The 17770-nt window shown below is 42.9% G+C and carries 21 protein-coding genes; 18 read left to right on the forward strand and 3 right to left on the reverse strand.

What is annotated here, in order from left to right:
- The first annotated feature begins 71 nt into the window (after positions 1 to 71).
- From yqiS to AAZR19_RS06160, 8 genes are all read left to right on the forward strand, one after another.
- Positions 72 to 965: a phosphate butyryltransferase gene (gene yqiS, locus AAZR19_RS06125; protein ID WP_041106819.1), complete on the forward strand. Its 894-nt coding sequence runs from the start codon at positions 72 to 74 to the stop codon at positions 963 to 965.
- 26 nt (positions 966 to 991) lie between these two features.
- The gene (bcd, locus tag AAZR19_RS06130; protein WP_326349568.1) at positions 992 to 2086 is read left to right on the forward strand and encodes a branched-chain amino acid dehydrogenase; all 1095 of its coding nucleotides are present in this window, start codon (positions 992 to 994) and stop codon (positions 2084 to 2086) included.
- A 33-nt stretch (positions 2087 to 2119) separates the two neighbouring features.
- Complete coding sequence (gene buk, locus AAZR19_RS06135; protein ID WP_070326509.1) at positions 2120 to 3241, forward strand: butyrate kinase; 1122 nt, start codon at positions 2120 to 2122, stop codon at positions 3239 to 3241.
- The gene (gene lpdA / locus AAZR19_RS06140) at positions 3231 to 4655 is read left to right on the forward strand and encodes a dihydrolipoyl dehydrogenase (RefSeq protein ID WP_087975823.1); all 1425 of its coding nucleotides are present in this window, start codon (positions 3231 to 3233) and stop codon (positions 4653 to 4655) included. Before buk ends, lpdA begins: the two co-directional genes overlap by 11 nt.
- A 17-nt stretch (positions 4656 to 4672) precedes the next feature.
- Entirely contained in the window at positions 4673 to 5665 is a 993-nt protein-coding gene (locus AAZR19_RS06145; protein ID WP_041106816.1) for a thiamine pyrophosphate-dependent dehydrogenase E1 component subunit alpha, read from the forward strand.
- A 12-nt stretch (positions 5666 to 5677) separates the two neighbouring features.
- The gene (locus AAZR19_RS06150) at positions 5678 to 6661 is read left to right on the forward strand and encodes an alpha-ketoacid dehydrogenase subunit beta (RefSeq protein WP_024422925.1); all 984 of its coding nucleotides are present in this window, start codon (positions 5678 to 5680) and stop codon (positions 6659 to 6661) included.
- 19 nt (positions 6662 to 6680) lie between these two features.
- The gene (locus tag AAZR19_RS06155; RefSeq protein ID WP_326149303.1) at positions 6681 to 7937 is read left to right on the forward strand and encodes a dihydrolipoamide acetyltransferase family protein; all 1257 of its coding nucleotides are present in this window, start codon (positions 6681 to 6683) and stop codon (positions 7935 to 7937) included.
- Between the two features lie 66 nt (positions 7938 to 8003).
- Positions 8004 to 8297, forward strand: coding sequence for a YesK-like family protein (locus AAZR19_RS06160; protein WP_326349569.1), 294 nt, complete (start codon positions 8004 to 8006; stop codon positions 8295 to 8297).
- 14 nt (positions 8298 to 8311) lie between these two features.
- On the opposite strand, the gene AAZR19_RS06165 is transcribed toward AAZR19_RS06160, so the two are convergent.
- Complete coding sequence (locus AAZR19_RS06165) at positions 8312 to 9205, reverse strand: YegS/Rv2252/BmrU family lipid kinase (protein WP_034280279.1); 894 nt, start codon at positions 9203 to 9205, stop codon at positions 8312 to 8314.
- Between the two features lie 169 nt (positions 9206 to 9374).
- Here AAZR19_RS06165 and AAZR19_RS06170 point away from each other — a divergent pair, with 169 nt between their 5' ends.
- The 6 genes from AAZR19_RS06170 to AAZR19_RS06195 all read left to right on the forward strand — a co-directional run bounded on the left by AAZR19_RS06170 (position 9375) and on the right by AAZR19_RS06195 (position 13894).
- The gene (locus AAZR19_RS06170; protein ID WP_024428021.1) at positions 9375 to 9812 is read left to right on the forward strand and encodes a BrxA/BrxB family bacilliredoxin; all 438 of its coding nucleotides are present in this window, start codon (positions 9375 to 9377) and stop codon (positions 9810 to 9812) included.
- A 195-nt stretch (positions 9813 to 10007) separates the two neighbouring features.
- Positions 10008 to 10772 carry a transporter substrate-binding domain-containing protein gene (locus tag AAZR19_RS06175; protein WP_024422920.1) on the forward strand — a complete coding sequence of 255 codons (765 nt, stop codon included), beginning with the start codon at positions 10008 to 10010 and terminating at the stop codon, positions 10770 to 10772.
- Between the two features lie 114 nt (positions 10773 to 10886).
- Positions 10887 to 11543, forward strand: coding sequence for an amino acid ABC transporter permease (locus AAZR19_RS06180; RefSeq protein ID WP_024422919.1), 657 nt, complete (start codon positions 10887 to 10889; stop codon positions 11541 to 11543).
- The gene (locus tag AAZR19_RS06185) at positions 11536 to 12258 is read left to right on the forward strand and encodes an amino acid ABC transporter ATP-binding protein (protein ID WP_041106813.1); all 723 of its coding nucleotides are present in this window, start codon (positions 11536 to 11538) and stop codon (positions 12256 to 12258) included. Before AAZR19_RS06180 ends, AAZR19_RS06185 begins: the two co-directional genes overlap by 8 nt.
- Before the next feature lie 120 nt (positions 12259 to 12378).
- Entirely contained in the window at positions 12379 to 13332 is a 954-nt protein-coding gene (locus AAZR19_RS06190) for an aromatic acid exporter family protein (RefSeq protein ID WP_041106811.1), read from the forward strand.
- Positions 13333 to 13384: 52 nt separating this feature from the next.
- Positions 13385 to 13894, forward strand: coding sequence for a L,D-transpeptidase (locus AAZR19_RS06195; protein ID WP_041106809.1), 510 nt, complete (start codon positions 13385 to 13387; stop codon positions 13892 to 13894).
- A gap of 38 nt (positions 13895 to 13932) precedes the next feature.
- Here AAZR19_RS06195 and prli42 read toward each other — a convergent pair whose 3' ends face one another.
- Positions 13933 to 14025 (reverse strand): stressosome-associated protein Prli42, encoded by a 93-nt coding sequence (gene prli42, locus AAZR19_RS06200; protein ID WP_149126490.1) that lies wholly within the window; start codon positions 14023 to 14025, stop codon positions 13933 to 13935.
- A gap of 101 nt (positions 14026 to 14126) precedes the next feature.
- Between prli42 and mce the strand changes: the two genes are divergently transcribed.
- The 4 genes from mce to AAZR19_RS06220 are packed head-to-tail and all read left to right on the forward strand — an operon-like array spanning position 14127 to position 17623.
- Positions 14127 to 14549, forward strand: coding sequence for a methylmalonyl-CoA epimerase (gene mce, locus AAZR19_RS06205; RefSeq protein ID WP_041106807.1), 423 nt, complete (start codon positions 14127 to 14129; stop codon positions 14547 to 14549).
- Complete coding sequence (locus tag AAZR19_RS06210) at positions 14542 to 16005, forward strand: acyl-CoA carboxylase subunit beta (RefSeq protein ID WP_080769498.1); 1464 nt, start codon at positions 14542 to 14544, stop codon at positions 16003 to 16005. Before mce ends, AAZR19_RS06210 begins: the two co-directional genes overlap by 8 nt.
- 17 nt (positions 16006 to 16022) lie before the next feature.
- Positions 16023 to 17144 carry a M20/M25/M40 family metallo-hydrolase gene (locus AAZR19_RS06215; RefSeq protein ID WP_041106803.1) on the forward strand — a complete coding sequence of 374 codons (1122 nt, stop codon included), beginning with the start codon at positions 16023 to 16025 and terminating at the stop codon, positions 17142 to 17144.
- A 14-nt stretch (positions 17145 to 17158) separates the two neighbouring features.
- Entirely contained in the window at positions 17159 to 17623 is a 465-nt protein-coding gene (locus AAZR19_RS06220; protein ID WP_024422912.1) for a chemotaxis protein CheW, read from the forward strand.
- Positions 17624 to 17683: 60 nt separating this feature from the next.
- Here the strand turns inward: AAZR19_RS06220 and AAZR19_RS06225 are convergent, their stop codons facing one another.
- The gene (locus AAZR19_RS06225; protein ID WP_434702602.1) at positions 17684 to 17767 is read right to left on the reverse strand and encodes an IS3 family transposase; all 84 of its coding nucleotides are present in this window, start codon (positions 17765 to 17767) and stop codon (positions 17684 to 17686) included.
- Between the last annotated feature and the right edge of the window lie 3 nt (positions 17768 to 17770).

Raw genomic sequence — 17770 nt, forward strand, 5'->3', positions numbered from 1 at the left:
TCACTGCATTTCAAACTGGCACGGAACTTGCATATAAAACATGAACCGAGCACAAGGAAAGGTGGGCATATATGAAGCTTGACGATCTGATTATGAAAGCCGCCCAGCTGCAGAATAAAACGGCGGCTGTGGCTCATGCAGAAGATGAAGAAGTGCTTCATGCCATCAAGATGGCAATTAAGCGAAAGGTCGCTCGCTTTCTCCTGGTTGGGAACAAACGCAACCTGAAGGAGCTAGTGAAGCAGCATGAAATCAATGAGGACTGGATAGATATTATTCATTCTGATTCTCCCGAAGAATCTGCCAAAATTGCCGTTCAGGCAGTGAGCGAGAAGCATGCAGATATTTTGATGAAGGGGCATGTCCCGACAGCCGTTCTTTTAAAAGCGGTATTGAATAAAGAATATGGGCTCAGGACGGCAAGTGTCCTATCACATGTCGCGGCATTTGAAGTACCGGGCTTTGACCGCTTTATTTATGTCACGGATTCTGCGATGAACATCGCGCCCGATTTAAATATGCTGAAAGAGATTACGATCAACTCTGTTCAAGTAGCACAAGCTGTCGGAAACGACATGCCAAAGGTTGCAGTGCTCTCTGCGGTGGAGGTCGTGAATCCGGCAATGGATTCAACTTTGACTGCGGCAAGTCTTGCGCAAATGAATCGGCGGGGGCAAATTTCTGGCTGCCTGATTGATGGGCCTCTTGCTTTAGACAATGCCATTTCTCAAACGGCAGCTTCTCATAAAAATATTACGAGTGATGTAGCCGGCCATGCAGATATTTTGCTTGTGCCAACAATTGAGGCAGGGAACATTCTTTATAAATCTCTCATCTACTTTGCACATGCAAAGGTGGGAGCTGTGGTGGCAGGAGCGAAGGCGCCGATTGCTTTAACAAGCCGGTCTGATTCAGCCGAAAGTAAGCTTTATTCAATTGCGCTTGCCATCTGTACATCAAATTAAGCGGAAGTAATAGGAGGAATAACACAATGGAACTTTTTAAATATATGGAACGATACGATTATGAACAGCTTGTATTTTGTCAGGATGAGCAGTCTGGCTTAAAAGCGATTATTGCGATTCATGATACAACACTTGGGCCGGCACTAGGCGGAACGAGAATGTGGACGTATGAAAACGAAGAAGCAGCCATTGAGGATGCACTGCGTCTAGCAAGAGGAATGACTTATAAAAACGCGGCAGCAGGACTTAATCTTGGCGGCGGAAAAACGGTCATCATCGGCGATCCGAGAAAAGACAAAAATGAAGAAATGTTCCGTGCATTTGGACGTTACATTCAAGGGCTGAATGGCCGCTATATTACGGCAGAAGATGTCGGTACAACGGTAGAAGACATGGATCTCATTCATGAAGAAACAGATTTTGTCACAGGGATTTCTCCTGCATTTGGTTCATCCGGAAATCCGTCTCCAGTCACTGCTTACGGTGTATACAAAGGGATGAAAGCCGCTGCCAAAGCAGCATTTGGGACCGATTCATTAGAAGGAAAAACAATTGCCGTCCAAGGTGTTGGAAATGTCGCTTACAACCTGTGTAAACATCTGCATGAAGAAGGCGCGCAGCTCATTGTCACAGATATCAACAAAGACTCTGTCAAGCGAGCTGTTGAAGACTTCGGCGCAAAAGCAGTCGACCCTGACGATATTTACGATCAAGCATGTGATATTTATGCACCGTGCGCACTTGGTGCAACCATTAACGATGTGACCATTCCTAAGTTAAAAGCAAAGGTGATTGCCGGTGCAGCAAATAACCAGCTAAGAGAAACGCATCACGGTGACCTTATCCATGAAATGGGGATTGTATATGCTCCTGATTATGTGATCAATGCAGGCGGTGTGATTAACGTTGCTGATGAGCTTTATGGCTATAATGCAGATCGTGCGATGAAAAAAGTCGAAGGCATTTATCAAAATATTGAACGTGTGATTGAAATTTCAAACCGTGATGCCATTCCTACTTATAAAGCGGCAGACCGATTGGCTGAAGAGAGAATTGAAAGAATGCGCAAAGCAAGAAGTCAATTCTTGCAAAATGGTCAACATATTTTAAGCCGTCGCTAATTTGAAGAATGAGTTGAAACGGAGGTTTTGTTTTTGCTGACAAAAGAATGGCGTATTCTCACGATTAATCCTGGCTCTACTTCAACAAAAATTGGTGTGTTTCATAATGAACGTTCTATTTTTGAAACGACACTAAGACATACAGATGAGGAATTAAAGCAGTTTCCTCATATCATTGATCAATTTTCATTCCGTAAAGAAACCATTTTGAAAACACTGCATGAACAGGGGATGAATATCTCAAAGTTTGATGCAGTTTGCGCGCGGGGCGGTCTCCTTCGTCCGATTGAAGGAGGCACATATGAAGTCAATGAGCAAATGGTGGAAGACCTAAAAGAAGGATATGCCGGCCAGCACGCATCCAATCTCGGCGGAATCATCGCGAGAGAAATTGCACTTGGCCTGAATATCCCAGCTTTTATTGTCGATCCAGTTGTAGTGGATGAACTAAAACCAATTGCTCGTATTTCAGGGCTGCCAACGATTGAAAGAAAAAGCATCTTTCATGCATTAAATCAAAAAGCAGTCGCAAGAAAAACAGCGGCTTCTTTTGGAAAAAGTTACGAAGATTTGAACATGATTATTACTCATATGGGCGGCGGTATCACTATTGGTGTTCATGAAAAAGGAAAAGTCATCGATGTCAATAACGGTCTGCATGGCGAAGGTCCTTTCAGCCCTGAGCGCGCGGGAACCCTGCCGACAGGTGATCTTGTGAATCTTTGTTTTTCGGGTGAGTATACCCAAGAGGAAATGCTCAAACGCATTATTGGTGAAGGCGGGCTTGCGGGCTATCTTGGCACGACAGACGCTGTGAAAGTGGAACGCATGATTGAAGCGGGTGATGAGCGGGCAGCGCTTATTTATGAAGCAATGTGCTATCAGATTGCCAAAGAAATTGGAGCGGCTAGCGCTGTCTTAAAAGGAGCAGTTGACGTCATTGTATTAACAGGCGGACTTGCGTACAGCAAACAAATTACGTCAAGTATTCGCGGCTATATTGACTGGATTTCAGATGTTGTCGTCTATCCAGGTGAAAATGAGCTTCAATCGTTAGCAGAAGGTGCGCTTCGTATTTTAAAAGAAGAAGAATCACCGAAAGAATACCCAAATGATCAACAGGAAAAGAAAGGAGTGACAAGTCATGGCAACTGAATATGACCTCGTCATTCTTGGTGGAGGCACAGGCGGCTATGTAGCGGCCATCCGTGCCTCACAGCTTGGATTGAAAACAGCAGTTGTAGAAAAAGAAAAGCTCGGCGGAACATGTCTTCATAAAGGCTGCATCCCGTCTAAAGCGCTACTCAGAAGTGCAGAAGTTTATCAAACCGTCAAACGCGCAGCTGATTTTGGTGTTGAGGCAGACGGCATTGCCTTGCAATTTGCCAATGTGCAAAAAAGAAAAACAGAGATTGTCGAAAAACTAGCAGGCGGCGTCAAACATTTAATGAAACAAGGAAAAATTGATGTATATGAAGGGATCGGCCGTATTCTTGGTCCATCTATCTTTTCGCCAATGCCAGGAACGATCTCCGTAGAAATGGCAAATGGAGAGGAAAATGAAATGCTCATTCCAAAGCAGGTTATCATCGCGACAGGATCAAGACCGCGTGTGCTGCCAGGGCTTGAAGCAGATGGAACACACATCCTCACTTCAGATGATGCACTTGAACTGCCAGAGCTTCCGCAGTCAATGCTGATTGTCGGAGGCGGAGTGATCGGAATCGAGTGGGCTTCCATGCTCAATGATTTTGGTGTGAACGTCACTGTGCTTGAGTTTGCAGACCGCATTTTGCCAACAGAGGATCATGACATTTCTAAAGAAATGGAAAAGCTATTATCTAAAAAAGGCATCACTTTTGTGACTAATGCGAAGGTACTGCCAGATAGCGTAGAAAAGCAGGAAAATCTCGTGACAATTCAAGCGGAAAAGGATGGAGACATTCAGACGTTTGAAGCGGAAAAACTCCTTCTTTCAGTCGGCAGAGTACCTAATATCGAAGGCATAGGTCTTGAAAACACGGACATCCAAACCGAAAAACAAGGCATTGTCGTGAATGAACATTATCAAACGAAAGAATCGCATATTTACGCAATAGGAGATGTCATTGGCGGGCTTCAGCTGGCACATGTCGCTTCTCACGAAGGTATGATTGCTGTAGAACATATGGCTGGGAAAGATCCAAAGCCGCTCGATGAAACGCTCGTATCTAAATGTGTTTACTCTCACCCAGAAACCGCTAGTGTTGGACTCACTGAACAGGCGGCAAAAGAGCAGGGCTTTGAAGTGAAAATAGGGAAATTTCCATTTATGGCGATTGGAAAAGCGCTTGTGTACGGGGAGTCTGATGGATTCGTCAAAATCATTGCCGATCAAAAGACAGATGATATTTTAGGAATTCATATGATTGGTCCTCATGTAACAGATATGATATCTGAAGCTGGATTAGCCAAAGTACTTGATGCAACCCCGTGGGAAGTGGGGCAGACGATACACCCGCATCCGACCTTATCAGAGGCGATTGGCGAGGCAGCCCTTGCTGTTGACGGGAAGGCGATCCATTTTTAATCAAGGAGGGAAACATGATGAGTAACATGCGTCATCAGGAATTAGGATTATCAGATGAACAAGCAATTGATATATACAGAACAATGCTTCTAGCAAGAAAAATCGATGAACGGATGTGGCTTTTAAACCGTTCTGGGAAAATTCCATTCGTCATTTCTTGTCAAGGGCAGGAAGCGCAGCAAGTCGGCGCTGCATTTGCTCTTAATAGAGAAGAAGATTACGTCTTACCTTACTATCGTGATATGGGGGTTGTCCTTGCTTTTGGGATGACAGCAAAAGATTTAATGATGTCTGGTTTCGCAAAACAAGACGACCCAAACTCAGGCGGAAGACAAATGCCAGGGCATTTTGGGCAAAGAGCAAATCGAATTGTGACTGGGTCGTCACCTGTCACAACGCAGGTTCCTCACGCGGTGGGAATTGCCCTTGCTGGACGATTAGAGCAGAAAAACTTTGTCAGCTTTGTCACGTTCGGTGAAGGATCATCAAACCAAGGTGATTTCCATGAAGGTGCTAACTTTGCTGCTGTGCATAAACTGCCTGTTATTTTCATGTGTGAAAACAATAAGTATGCGATTTCCGTGCCATATGATAAACAAGTAGCCTGTGAACGCATTTCAGATCGTGCGGTTGGATATGGGATGCCTGGCGTAACTGTTGATGGAAATGATCCGCTTGAAGTATATGCCGCTGTCAAAGAAGCGAGAGACCGTGCGGCTAGAGGTGAAGGTCCGACATTGATTGAAACAATCTCTTACCGTTTAACTGCGCATTCAAGTGATGACGATGATTCAAGCTATCGAGAAAAAGAAGAAGTGCTCGAAGCAAGAAAGAAAGATCCGCTCATCCAATATGAAACGTATTTAATCGAAGGAAACGTCATGACTTCTGAAATGAAAGAAGAGATGACAAAAGAAATTATGCAAATCGTAAACGAAGCTACTGATGAAGCGGAAAACGCAGCTTATGCTGAGGCAGAAAGCGCACTTCGTTACGTGTATGCGGAGTAAGGGGGAAGAAAAATGCCTGTTATGTCATATATAGACGCCATTACACTGGCGATGAAAGAAGAAATGGAGCGAGATCCGAAAGTGTTTGTGCTCGGAGAGGATGTCGGGAAAAAAGGCGGCGTATTTAAAGCGACAGCTGGTCTTTACGAGCAATTTGGAGAAGCGCGCGTCATGGATACACCTCTTGCAGAATCAGCCATTGCGGGTGTAGGTATTGGGGCAGCGATGTATGGAATGCGCCCAATTGCAGAAATGCAATTTGCGGATTTCATTATGCCTGCAATCAACCAAATCATTTCAGAGGCTGCAAAAATTAGATACCGTTCAAATAATGATTGGAGCTGTCCAATGGTCATCCGCGCACCTTACGGGGGTGGAGTACACGGGGCACTTTATCATTCACAATCGGTCGAAGCTATTTTTGCTAACCAGCCTGGTTTGAAGATTGTGATGCCTTCTACACCTTATGATGTCAAAGGTCTTTTAAAGGCTGCAGTGCGTGATCCAGATCCTGTATTGTTCTTTGAACATAAACGTGCATACCGCCTGATTAAAGGAGAAGTGCCTGAAGAGGATTACACTCTTCCGATTGGAAAAGCAGATGTGAAGCGTGAAGGCGATGATATCACGGTCATTACATATGGCCTTTGTGTCCATTTTGCGCTGCAAGCAGCAGACCGCCTTGCAAAAGACGGCATATCCGCTCATATTCTCGATTTGAGAACAGTGTATCCGCTTGATCAGGAAGCGATTATAGAAGCGGCTTCTAAAACAGGGAAAGTGCTTCTTTTAACGGAAGATACAAAAGAAGGCAGCATCATGAGTGAGGTTGCGGCAATCATTTCGGAGCATTGCTTATTTGATTTAGACGCACCAATCAAACGCCTGGCAGGACCAGATATTCCGGCAATGCCTTATGCGCCGACAATGGAGAAATTCTTCATGGTCAACCCGGATAAGGTAGAAGCTGAAATGAGAGAACTAGCGGCGTTTTAAGAAAGAGGAGGGTTTCAAAGTGGCAATTGAACAAATGAAAATGCCTCAGCTGGGTGAAAGTGTAACAGAAGGAACCATTAGCAAATGGCTCGTTTCACCTGGCGATCATGTGAATAAATACGATCCGATTGCGGAAGTCATGACGGATAAAGTGAACGCAGAAGTCCCGTCATCTTTTACAGGAACGATTACAAAGCTATCGGCTGAAGAAGGCGAAACGCTGCAAGTAGGAGAAGTGTTCTGTGAAATAGATGTCGAAGGAAGCGAGCAGCAGAGTGTGAAAGAAGAAGCAGCACCTGAGCAAAGCGAAGCGCCTGAAGCAGATCAAACAAATGAGAATCAAAGTCAAAAGAAACGTTATTCTCCAGCCGTTCTTCGTTTAGCAGATGAGCATGGCATTGATTTAGCGGCTGTTCAAGGTACAGGAGCAGGCGGCCGAATCACTAGAAAAGATTTGCTGCAGCTCATTGAAAACGGCGGCGTCAAAGAGAAGGCAGCACCTGTCAATGAACGAGCCGTTCAACCGGAGCCTGTGCAGCCATCTCAAGCAAAAGCGGCACCTGCCGTCCCTTCTATGCCTGGTGATGTTGAGCTGCCAGTCACGCCGATCCGCCAGGCAATCGCGGCCAATATGCTGAGAAGCAAACATGAAATTCCGCATGCATGGACGATGATGGAAGTCGATGTGACAAATCTTGTGACAAGAAGAAATCAGCTGAAGGATCAGTTTAAAGCAAAAGAAGGATTTAATTTGACGTTCTTTGCGTTCTTTGTCAAAGCAGTGGCTCAGGCCTTAAAGGAATTCCCTGAAATGAACAGCATGTGGGCCGGAGATAAAATTGTGCAGAAGAAAGCGATCAATGTTTCGATTGCTGTCGCTACAGATGACGCTCTATTTGTTCCAGTCATTAAGGATGCGGATGAAAAGACCATTAAGGGCATTGCCAAAGAAATTCATGAGCTGGCGTCTAAGGTGAGACAAGGAACGCTCAAGCAAAGTGATATGGAAGGCGGTACCTTCACTGTCAACAACACGGGATCATTTGGTTCGGTACAATCAATGGGAATCATTAATTATCCGCAAGCGGCGATTTTACAAGTAGAATCGATCGTGAAGCGTCCAATGATCGTAAACGGAATGATTGCGGCAAGAGACATGGTCAATCTTTGTCTCTCATTAGATCACAGAGTACTAGATGGTCTTGTATGCGGCAGATTCCTTCAACGAATTAAACAAATCCTTGAAGGCATCGACGAGCAGACATCTGTTTATTAAAACAATCATTTTCCCCCTCCTGGCATGAGAGGGGGATTTCCACATCTAGGAGAAAGGAGCGATGATATGTCTGGACTAGATTTTTTTGCTTTTCTCACGATTGGTCTCATGTTTATCACAGCGATTGCGTTCGCTTTTCTGCGGTACATTTCTAAATCACGCAATCATCCTGAACGATTACTGCTTATCATATCGATCGTTTCAATCATTCAAATCGTGTACTGTCTGCTGATTGTCGGCGGGTTTAAAGGAGCAGCCAATAGCTTTTTAGGAATATCACTTCTCGCCGGAACGCTTCTCGGATATGCACTTGAATATTTATACAGACTCTATATCAAAAAAACGCCCGAATCAAAATGATGTCGGGCGTTTTTTTATTCTGCTGGAACAATAAAGGTCAAATGGTGTTTTAACACTTCTAAAGAAGAGGGGGCCGTCATATAAACCTCACCATCTGTATCAGCATCCATTTCCTCTTTTGTGTGGATATGAATACTGGACGCTTGAATGAGAGACAGGTCGCCGGTGAAATCCTCCAGCTCTTCCCGGTTCATTGAGAAGATTTCTTTTAAAGCAGAGAAACTCGTATTTCTGCAAATTAAGATTTCTGCTTTTCCATCATCTATGGCTGCATGAGGCAAATCAATTTTATTTGTACCGATAAAATGTCCATTCATGACAAGAACGATGACAGCTTCCTCTTCCCAGCTTTCCTCTTCTGTCTCAATGCGTACGTGAAAAGGATCTGTTTGCTGCAGGGTGCGCAGCGCACTTGTGAAGTAGCTGATTTTGCCAAGTACGGCTTTTTCCTTGTCATTAATATTGTTGGACGTGTCTGCGATCAGCCCAATTCCCCAAAAGTTTAACACGTATCGATCTTCTGCTTTGATTAAGTCGACCTTTTTCTCTTTGCCGTCTACAATCATTTGAGCGGCTTTTTGCATTTGTTGAGGAATACCTAGTGTTCTAGAAAAATCATTGCATGTCCCGCCTGGTAATATCGCTACAGCGGGCCTTTTTTCTAAACCGCCAATGCCGTTCATGCATTCATGCACGGTACCGTCTCCGCCTAATATGATGAGCAACTCCACCGTCTCATCAATTTGACGGCAGAAATCATAAGCATCATTTGGCTGCTTTGTTGGTTTCAAAATGAGTTCATCAATATGTAGAGAAAGAAGAGGCACTGTTTGACCGAGTGTTTTTTCCATGTTTTTTTGTCCAGCATTTCCATTATAAATGAGCATCGCTTTTTTGAATTGTGCCATCACGCAGTTCTCCCTTTCATCTCTTTATCATCACTTTTCCCCAATTTGACAGCTCATAAACGATGTGCGGAAAAAGGGGCGAAGGAAAAGACAACACATTTGCCCGCAGGCGTTTTCCTTGATATGATGGAGTTAAAATGGTTTTGGTACGCAAAAGGAGTGGACAGACATGAATATTGATTTTAATTTATTTATGAATGATATTGTGAAACAAGCGAGAGAAGAAATTAAGCAGGCGGGCTACACTGAGCTCACATCAGCTGAAGAAGTAGACGAAGCACTGACTAAAAAAGGAACGGCACTTGTCATGGTGAATTCAGTATGCGGCTGTGCAGGCGGTATTGCAAGACCAGCTGCCGGCTATTCTGTTCATTACGATAAGCGTCCAGATCAATTGCTGACAGTGTTTGCTGGACAGGACAAAGAGGCAACGGCAAGAGCCCGTGAATACTTTGAAGGCTTTCCGCCATCTTCACCATCTTTTGCATTATTAAAAGATGGAAAAATCATTAAAATGGTCGAGCGTCATGAAATTGAAGGGCATGAGCCAATGGAAGTTGTGTCAAAACTACAAGCCGCTTTTGATGAGCATTGCGAAGAAATCTAACATATGACTTTTGAATGAATAAATATAAAGCAGTCCGGTCTTTAGATCGGTCTGCTTTTTGTTTTATAAGACAATAGAATCAAAATAATTTTAGCAAAATACTATTGCATCTTAAAAAGAAAGTGTTTAAAATACATTATAGTGAATAAATATTCAAATCAATACATGATTTTAAATACTGGGAGGCATCATCATATGAAAAAGTGGTTATTATTACTTATGACAGCTGGTCTTGCAGCTGCACTCGCAGCTTGCGGAACTTCTTCTAATAATTCAAACGCATCAGGAGATGACAAGACACTCGTGATGGCAACATCAGCAGATTATCCGCCATTTGAATCAAAAGACGGAGATAAAATTGTCGGTTTTGATGTAGATCTTGCAACAGCACTAGCGAAAAAGAACGGCTACAAGCTAGAAATTCAAGATATGGACTTTGCTAGTCTTGTATCAGCCCTCAAAACAAACAAAGCTGATATTGTCCTTGCAGGAATGACACCTACAGAAAAACGTAAAAAGCAAGTTGATTTCTCTGATGTTTATTACAATGCTAAAAACTTGGTTGTATCAAAGAAATCTAGCGGTATTAAGGCAGAGAAAGATTTAAAAGACAAAACAGTGGGCGTTCAATTAGGTTCTATTCAACAGGATGAAGCAAATGGACTGCAAAAGAAATATAACCTAACAGTTGAAGACCGTAATAAAATTTCTGATATCATTCAAGAGATTAAAGCAGGCCGTTTTGATGCAGCAATTATTGAAGATAAAGTAGCTGCTGGTTACTTGAAAAAGGAAAAAGACTTCCAAGCATTTGGATTGAACAGCTCAAACGAAGGTTCAGCCATTGCATTCAAGAAAAACAGCGACTTAACAGCGAAATTTAATAAATCATTAAAAGAAATGAAAGATAATGGCGAACTTGATAAATTAATTAAAAAATGGTTTGCTGATGAAAAGTAAGTCAGGAAAAGGATCAGCGTCATTCCAGAAAATCAAGTAGAAAAGCGCTGAAAAGTTCAACTCATGTTGAACTTTTTTCCTGTTTTGTATGAAGGCAAAAAAAAGGAGAATGTCATGTTTGATTTTAAAGATGTAATACCTCAGATGCCCTTTATTCTAGAAGGACTTAAGGTCACGCTTTCTATAGTAGTGGTATCCCTTTTACTTGGATTTATCTTAGGAATTTTATTAACGCTTTGTAAAATTAGTGTGTTTAAACCGCTCATTTGGCTTGCAGATTTTTATACGTCAATTTTCCGAGGCACACCGCTTGTGCTTCAATTGCTCATTATTTATTTTGGTCTGCCTCAGCTTCTTGGGTTTCAAATCGACCAATACTGGGCTGCTGTAGCGGCCTTTTCACTCAACTCGGCGGCATACGTATCTGAAATTATTCGTGCGGGTATTAATGCCATTGATAAAGGTCAAAAAGAAGCAGCCGTTGCTTTAGGCATCCCTTATGCTAAAATGATGAAGGACTTATTGCTTCCGCAGGCGTTTAAAAATATTTCACCTGCACTTGTGAATGAGACGATTACACTGACAAAAGAATCAGCGATTGTAACAGTCATCGGACTGGGTGATGTCATGAGACGAGCCTATCAAGCAGGGGCCGTGACGTATAATTATCTTGAACCGCTTATTTTTGCGGGTCTTATCTATTATGTCATCGTGCTTGTTCTCACCTTTGTCGGCAAATCGGTGGAAAGGAAGTTAAAATCAAATGATTAAAATAGAGAAACTCACAAAATCTTTTGGTAAAAACGAAGTTTTAAAGGGGATCGACACCACCATTAAAGAAGGGGAAGTTGTTGCGGTTATTGGACCATCTGGTTCAGGAAAATCGACGTTCCTCCGCTGCATGAATTTACTTGAAAAGCCGACTTCTGGTGTCATTACAATTAAGGACACCGAAATCACCAATCCAAAAACGAATGCACTAAAAGTGCGTGAGAACATCGGAATGGTGTTTCAGCATTTCCATCTCTTCCCGCATAAAACCGTGCTGGAAAATATCACGTATGCGCCAATGAATGTGAAGAATCAATCGAAGGAAGACAGTATCAAGCAAGCTGAAGACCTGCTCAAAAAGGTAGGGCTTTTAGAGAAAAAAGATGATTTCCCTAACCGTTTGTCCGGCGGTCAAAAGCAGCGTGTGGCGATTGCGCGTGCGCTTGCGATGACACCAGACATTATGCTGTTTGACGAACCAACGTCTGCTCTAGATCCAGAAATGGTCAAGGAAGTATTAGAAGTCATGAAAGAGCTGGCTCAATCTGGAATGACACTCGTCATCGTCACACATGAAATGGGCTTTGCAAAAGAAGTGGCTGACCGCGTGATCTTTATGGATGATGGGAAAATTGTAGAGGATGCAAACCCTGTGCAATTTTTTGAATCACCGTCTTCACAGCGTGCGCAAGACTTCTTACAAAAAATATTATAAAGAAATAAGAGAAGGAGACTTAACATCTCCTTCTTTTTTTGATTATAATGGGGAAAGTAAAAAAAGTTCATCATTTCACAAAAATGAATGGAAACAAGACAGAAAAGAGTGAATCACATCATGTTTAAAATCGGCTACCGAACGCTGAAAACAGCATTAGGAACAGCGATCGCTATTTATATTGCACAATTGCTTGGCTTGCAAAATTATTCAGCTGCCGGGATTATTACGATCCTGTGTATTCAGGTGACAAAGAAAAGATCCCTCTTAGCATCGGGAGCCCGCTTTGCAGCATGCAGTCTTGCTATTTTATTTTCTTATTTATTTTTCGATCTGATTGGGTATCATCCTTTTGTGATCGGTTTGATGCTGCTTGTCTTTATTCCGACAACGGTTTTGCTTCGAATTAAAGAAGGGATTGTCACAAGTTCAGTCATCATTCTCCATTTATACATGTCTGGCGGGATTACCCTGCATCTCATCTGGAATGAACTGCTGCTGATTACCATTGGTGTTGGGGTAGCGCTGATTATGAACCTCTATATGCCAAGTGTTGATAAAAAACTCAAACGCTACAGCGAACAGATTGAAGCCAACTTTGCTAAAATCTTTGAGGAAATCGAGCAATACTTAATGACAGGGAAACAAGACTGGACAGGAAAAGAAATACCAGAGACACATCAATTGATCAAACAAGCGAAAGCTCTTGCATATCGTGATGTTGAAAACCATGTATTAAGACATGAAAACCTGTATTACCATTATTTCAACATGAGACAAAAGCAATTTGAAATCATTGAGCGTGTGCTGCCCAAAATTACGTCGATTTCTGTCACAACGGAGCATGGACAAATCATTGCAGAATACATTAGAGACTTACGCGAACATATTCACCCAGGGAACACAGCGCATAAGTTTTTAAGACGTCTCATTGATATGAAAGAAGAGTTCGAAGCACTTCCGCTCCCGCAAACAAGAGAAGAATTTGAGGCAAGAGCGGCACTCTTTCATTTCCTTGGTGAAATGGAACAATATTTAGTACTGAAAAGCTATTTTAAAGGGATGAAAGAATAGAGACGCATGAGTTCCTCCTTCATTGGTCAATCTAATGAAAAAGGAGGAGCCTATGCGTCTTTTATTTTATACCGTACTGACCATGTCCCTTTCACCTATCTGGCCGCTTGGACAAAACCCGCTTCCAGGTGACCCGTTTGTCATTATTAATAAACAAACGAATGAACTTGCCTTCATTGATCAAGGAAAAATCCAAAAAGTATATCCTGCTTCAACAGGAAAAACAGCGGATTTAACGCCAGAAGGTGAATTTACGATTATGATCAAAGCGAAAGATCCCTATTACAGAAGAAAGAATATTGAAGGCGGTGCGAAGAATAATCCTCTTGGGCGAAGATGGATTGGATTTGATGCACGAGGAACAGATGGCAGAACCTACGGAATTCATGGAACGAGTGACGAAACATCGATTGGGAAATTTATCACGGCAGGCTGTGTGAGACTTCATAATCAAGATGTAGAGCTTTTGTTTGATCAGCTTCCAATTGGCACCAAGGTATGGATTACAAAATCAAGTGCTTCCTTTGAAACACTTGCCAAAGACAAACAGGCCATTCGTTGATATCGCGAATCACCTGCTTGTCTGCTTTTATTCAAACCTTATAAAAAGGCTGCTGCTCCTGCTAAAAGTGAAGAAACTAACAGCAGGCTAATCATAAGCAATACCATAAATTTCATGAATTTTTGAGACATATCGCACCCCTATAACCGAAGATTTTTGCGACAAGCGCACTTGTCTTTATTTTATCTGGTTTTTTCATATGCGACAAGTGATCAGCAAAGGAAGTGAACGGATGAACCAAATCGATCATATTGCCATTGCCGTCTTTTCTATTAAAGAAACATCTCAAACGCTTCATCAGCTATTTAACTGGCATTTTTCAGACATACAAGAGATTCCTGAGCAGGAGATTAAAGCGTCCTTCGCTTCACTTGATAATCTGCACATTGAATTAATTGAGCCCATCTCAGCCCGCAGTAAACTACATACCTTTTTAACAAAAAGAGGAGAGGGCCTTCATCATATTGCGTTAAAGTCAGATGACATTCAAACGGATCTTAGCCGTCTCGATCACCTTGGCGTGCAGCTTCTCCAAAAAACAGCACAGATGGGCGCCAGCGGAAAGCAGATTGCCTTTATTTCACCTAAAGAAACGTCAGGTGTGTTATTTGAATTGTGCGGGTCCTTGAAAGGAGAGAAATATTGCGATGAATGAATCGTTCAATGACTTGTCTGAATGGCGGAATAAAGCGTTAATGGGCGGCGGCGAAAAACGAGCAGCGGCTCACAGAAGCAAAGGAAAGCTGACGGTTCGAGAGCGGCTGCATGAACTTCTTGACGAGGGCAGCTTGATGGAAATTCAGTCATTTGCAACAGGCGGTCTGTCAGAGCATGTTGGTGACGGCGTCGTCATTGGAACGGGACTCATTCACGGTAAGCCTGTCTGTGTTTATGCACAAGATGCAACCGTATATGGGGGCTCATTAGGCGAAATGCATGCAAAAAAAATTGTCTCTTTAATGGATTTGGCAGCTAAAAATCAGATGCCGGTCATCGGTCTAAAAGACTCAGGTGGTGCGAGAATTCAAGAGGGTGTGGTATCATTAGAAGGATACGGACAGATTTTTAAACGGAATGTGCTGTACTCTGGTCGAATCCCGCAAATATCAGTTATTTTAGGTTCATGTGCTGGAGGAGCAGTTTATTCTCCTGCTTTGACTGATTTTGTCTTTATGACAGAGCAAACAGCTCATATGTTTTTAACTGGACCGAAAGTAATAGAAAAGGCAACAGGAGAAACGGTCTGTCCTGACCGTCTTGGCGGTGCAAGTGTTCAGCATCAGACGAGCGGGAATGTGCACTATACTGGGGAAGATGAGAAGGACGTGTTAAAAGCGGTTCGAACTCTTTTAACGTACATACAAACGAAACAGCAGGATGTCATGCACGCTGGGGCACGAAAGCATGATACCGCCGATCCAGGCAGAATTTTGCCAAAGGATCCCTCACGAACTTATGATGTCAAACAAGTGGTGACAGCGATAACCGATCCAGACTCATTCTTTGAAACGCAGCCTTGTTTCTCAAAAAATATTGTCACAGGTTTTGCCAGATTACAAGGAGCCTCCATTGGTGTTGTTGCCAATCAGCCAAAGGTGCTGGCAGGCAGCCTTGATCTTGACGCTGCCGATAAAGCGGCCAGGTTTATTCGATTTTGCGATGCGTTTCATATTCCGATCTTAACCCTTGTGGACGTTCCTGGTTTTTTACCAGGAGAAAAAGCCGAGCATGCGGGAATTATCCGCCATGGGGCAAAGCTTTTATATGCGTACGCTGAAGCAACTGTTCCAAAAATCACTGTGATTTTAAGAAAGGCGTTTGGCGGTGCATATGTCGCGATGAATAGCAAGGGCTTAGGAGCTGACTTTGTTTATGCATGGCCAGAAGCCGAAATTGATGTTATGGGGAAAACGTTCGCAGACGAAATCGTTCATCCTGCTTCGCGCAAGTCTGAAAACAAACCAAGTGTATGGAAAGCGGCTCAGGCAGGTCTGATAGATGATATTTTCATGCCGACTGAAACGAGAGAGCGATTGATCCGCTCATTTGATGTGCTTCGCAGTAAGGAAGAAGATAGACCGTTAAAAAAGCATGGCAACATGCCGCTATAAGAGGAGGAGCATCATCCATGATCAATGAAAAACGCTTACTAGACGAATTTTTAGAATTAGTTCAGGTTGATTCAGAAACAAAACACGAAGAGAAAATTGTTGAAGTATTAAAAGGAAAATTCTCGCAGCTTGGTCTAAAAGTGGTTGAAGACGATTCAAAAGCGGCAACAGGCCACGGTGCAGGCAATCTTGTCTGTACTTTAGAAGGGAATCAAGAGGCAGATACAATTTATTTCACTTCTCATATGGATACAGTTGTACCAGGGAATGGCGTAAAACCAGTCATTGAGGACGGCTATGTGAAAACAGATGGAACAACGATTCTTGGTGCTGATGATAAAACAGGACTTGCTGCTATGTTTGAGGCGATCCGCGTACTGAAAGAGAAAAATTTACCGCATGGAACAATTGAATTTGTGATCACAGCAGGCGAGGAATCAGGACTTGTTGGAGCAAAAGCGTTAGATCCGAATTTGATGACAGCGAAATACGGCTATGCCCTTGATTCAGATGGCAAGGTCGGTACGATTATTGTAGCTGCACCAACACAGGCAAAAGTACGCGCAACGATTTACGGAAAAACCGCTCACGCTGGTGTCGCGCCTGAAAAAGGTGTGTCTGCGATTACCATTGCATCAAAAGCAATTGCTAGCATGCCGCTTGGCCGGATTGATGAAGAAACAACGGCGAATATCGGCCGTTTTGAAGGCGGAACACAAACGAATATTGTGTGCGACCAAGTTGATATTTTGGCGGAAGCACGCTCTTTAGAACCAGCAAAAATGGAAGCTCAAGTAGCGAAGATGAAAGAAGCCTTTGAAAAAACCGCTAAAGAAATGGGCGGAAGTGCCGATGTACAAATTGACATCATGTATCCAGGCTTCAAATTCTCACACGGCGATCAAGTCGTAGAAGTGGCGAAAAAAGCGGCAGCAAAAATTGGCCGTCCTTCAGAACTGCAGACGAGCGGCGGAGGCAGTGATGCAAACGTCATTGCAGGCAACGGCGTCCCAACTGTCAACCTAGCTGTTGGATATGAAGATATTCATACGAAAAATGAGAAAATGCCGATTGAAGAATTAGTCAAAACAGCTGAAATGGTTCTCGCCATTATCGAAGAAACGACAAATCCATCGTAAAGGCAGGAGACTCTGTGAGCACGCAAAAGATTATTATTTTTCAGGTGGGGCAAGAGGAGTTTGGCATCAGTGTAGAGCATATTCGTTCGATTGAGAAGGTCCCTTACTTACAAGAAGTATCGAACCTTCCAAAAGAAATTAAAGGGCTGATGTCACTAAGAGGAGAGGTCATTCCTGTCAGTGATACAGGCGTGATGCTTCACGGAAAGCCTCTTGATGTGAACGAGCAGTCCAAGGTGCTGTTATTTGAAGTAAACGATCAAATGATTGGCTGTCTTGTCTCAGATGCAAAAGATATCATCGATATCGAGCAAAGCGAGATCAAGCCATTTCATATGAACACGAAGGCCTCAGAATATTTCTTCGGCGTTGTGGAGAGAGAAAACAAAATGATTTTACAAGTGGACCCAAATAAGTTCCTTGGGAAAATTGAGGACCTCGATCAATTGCCAGACCGGTTGAAAGAAGAATTGGCATAATGAAAAACCCCTTATCTTTAGGGACTGACCCCCGTTTTTGAGACAGGGATCAAAACACCTTTATAAAACAGCCAGTTGCCGAAACTCTTTTGGTGACTGGCTGTTTAATTTCAATTGAATTCGGATATTGTTATAATAATCAATATA

It is taken from the genome of Bacillus sp. Je.9.29.b (assembly GCF_051129925.1).
In the GTDB taxonomy this organism is placed as follows: domain Bacteria; phylum Bacillota; class Bacilli; order Bacillales; family Bacillaceae; genus Bacillus; species Bacillus safensis.

What these genes read in the sequence shown, in the direction of transcription:
- mce (WP_041106807.1), top strand. Translation starts at nt 14,127, where the DNA reads ATGAACCAAATCGATCATATTGCCATTGCCGTCTTTTCTATTAAAGAA.
- AAZR19_RS06190 (WP_041106811.1), top strand. Translation starts at nt 12,379, where the DNA reads ATGTTTAAAATCGGCTACCGAACGCTGAAAACAGCATTAGGAACAGCG.
- AAZR19_RS06195 (WP_041106809.1), top strand. Translation starts at nt 13,385, where the DNA reads ATGCGTCTTTTATTTTATACCGTACTGACCATGTCCCTTTCACCTATC.
- AAZR19_RS06150 (WP_024422925.1), top strand. Translation starts at nt 5,678, where the DNA reads ATGCCTGTTATGTCATATATAGACGCCATTACACTGGCGATGAAAGAA.
- yqiS (WP_041106819.1), top strand. Translation starts at nt 72, where the DNA reads ATGAAGCTTGACGATCTGATTATGAAAGCCGCCCAGCTGCAGAATAAA.
- bcd (WP_326349568.1), top strand. Translation starts at nt 992, where the DNA reads ATGGAACTTTTTAAATATATGGAACGATACGATTATGAACAGCTTGTA.
- AAZR19_RS06160 (WP_326349569.1), top strand. Translation starts at nt 8,004, where the DNA reads ATGTCTGGACTAGATTTTTTTGCTTTTCTCACGATTGGTCTCATGTTT.
- lpdA (WP_087975823.1), top strand. Translation starts at nt 3,231, where the DNA reads ATGGCAACTGAATATGACCTCGTCATTCTTGGTGGAGGCACAGGCGGC.
- AAZR19_RS06170 (WP_024428021.1), top strand. Translation starts at nt 9,375, where the DNA reads ATGAATATTGATTTTAATTTATTTATGAATGATATTGTGAAACAAGCG.
- AAZR19_RS06185 (WP_041106813.1), top strand. Translation starts at nt 11,536, where the DNA reads ATGATTAAAATAGAGAAACTCACAAAATCTTTTGGTAAAAACGAAGTT.
- AAZR19_RS06175 (WP_024422920.1), top strand. Translation starts at nt 10,008, where the DNA reads ATGAAAAAGTGGTTATTATTACTTATGACAGCTGGTCTTGCAGCTGCA.
- AAZR19_RS06210 (WP_080769498.1), top strand. Translation starts at nt 14,542, where the DNA reads ATGAATGAATCGTTCAATGACTTGTCTGAATGGCGGAATAAAGCGTTA.
- AAZR19_RS06165 (WP_034280279.1), bottom strand. Translation starts at nt 9,205, where the DNA reads ATGGCACAATTCAAAAAAGCGATGCTCATTTATAATGGAAATGCTGGA.
- AAZR19_RS06180 (WP_024422919.1), top strand. Translation starts at nt 10,887, where the DNA reads ATGTTTGATTTTAAAGATGTAATACCTCAGATGCCCTTTATTCTAGAA.
- AAZR19_RS06145 (WP_041106816.1), top strand. Translation starts at nt 4,673, where the DNA reads ATGAGTAACATGCGTCATCAGGAATTAGGATTATCAGATGAACAAGCA.
- AAZR19_RS06215 (WP_041106803.1), top strand. Translation starts at nt 16,023, where the DNA reads ATGATCAATGAAAAACGCTTACTAGACGAATTTTTAGAATTAGTTCAG.
- prli42 (WP_149126490.1), bottom strand. Translation starts at nt 14,025, where the DNA reads ATGTCTCAAAAATTCATGAAATTTATGGTATTGCTTATGATTAGCCTG.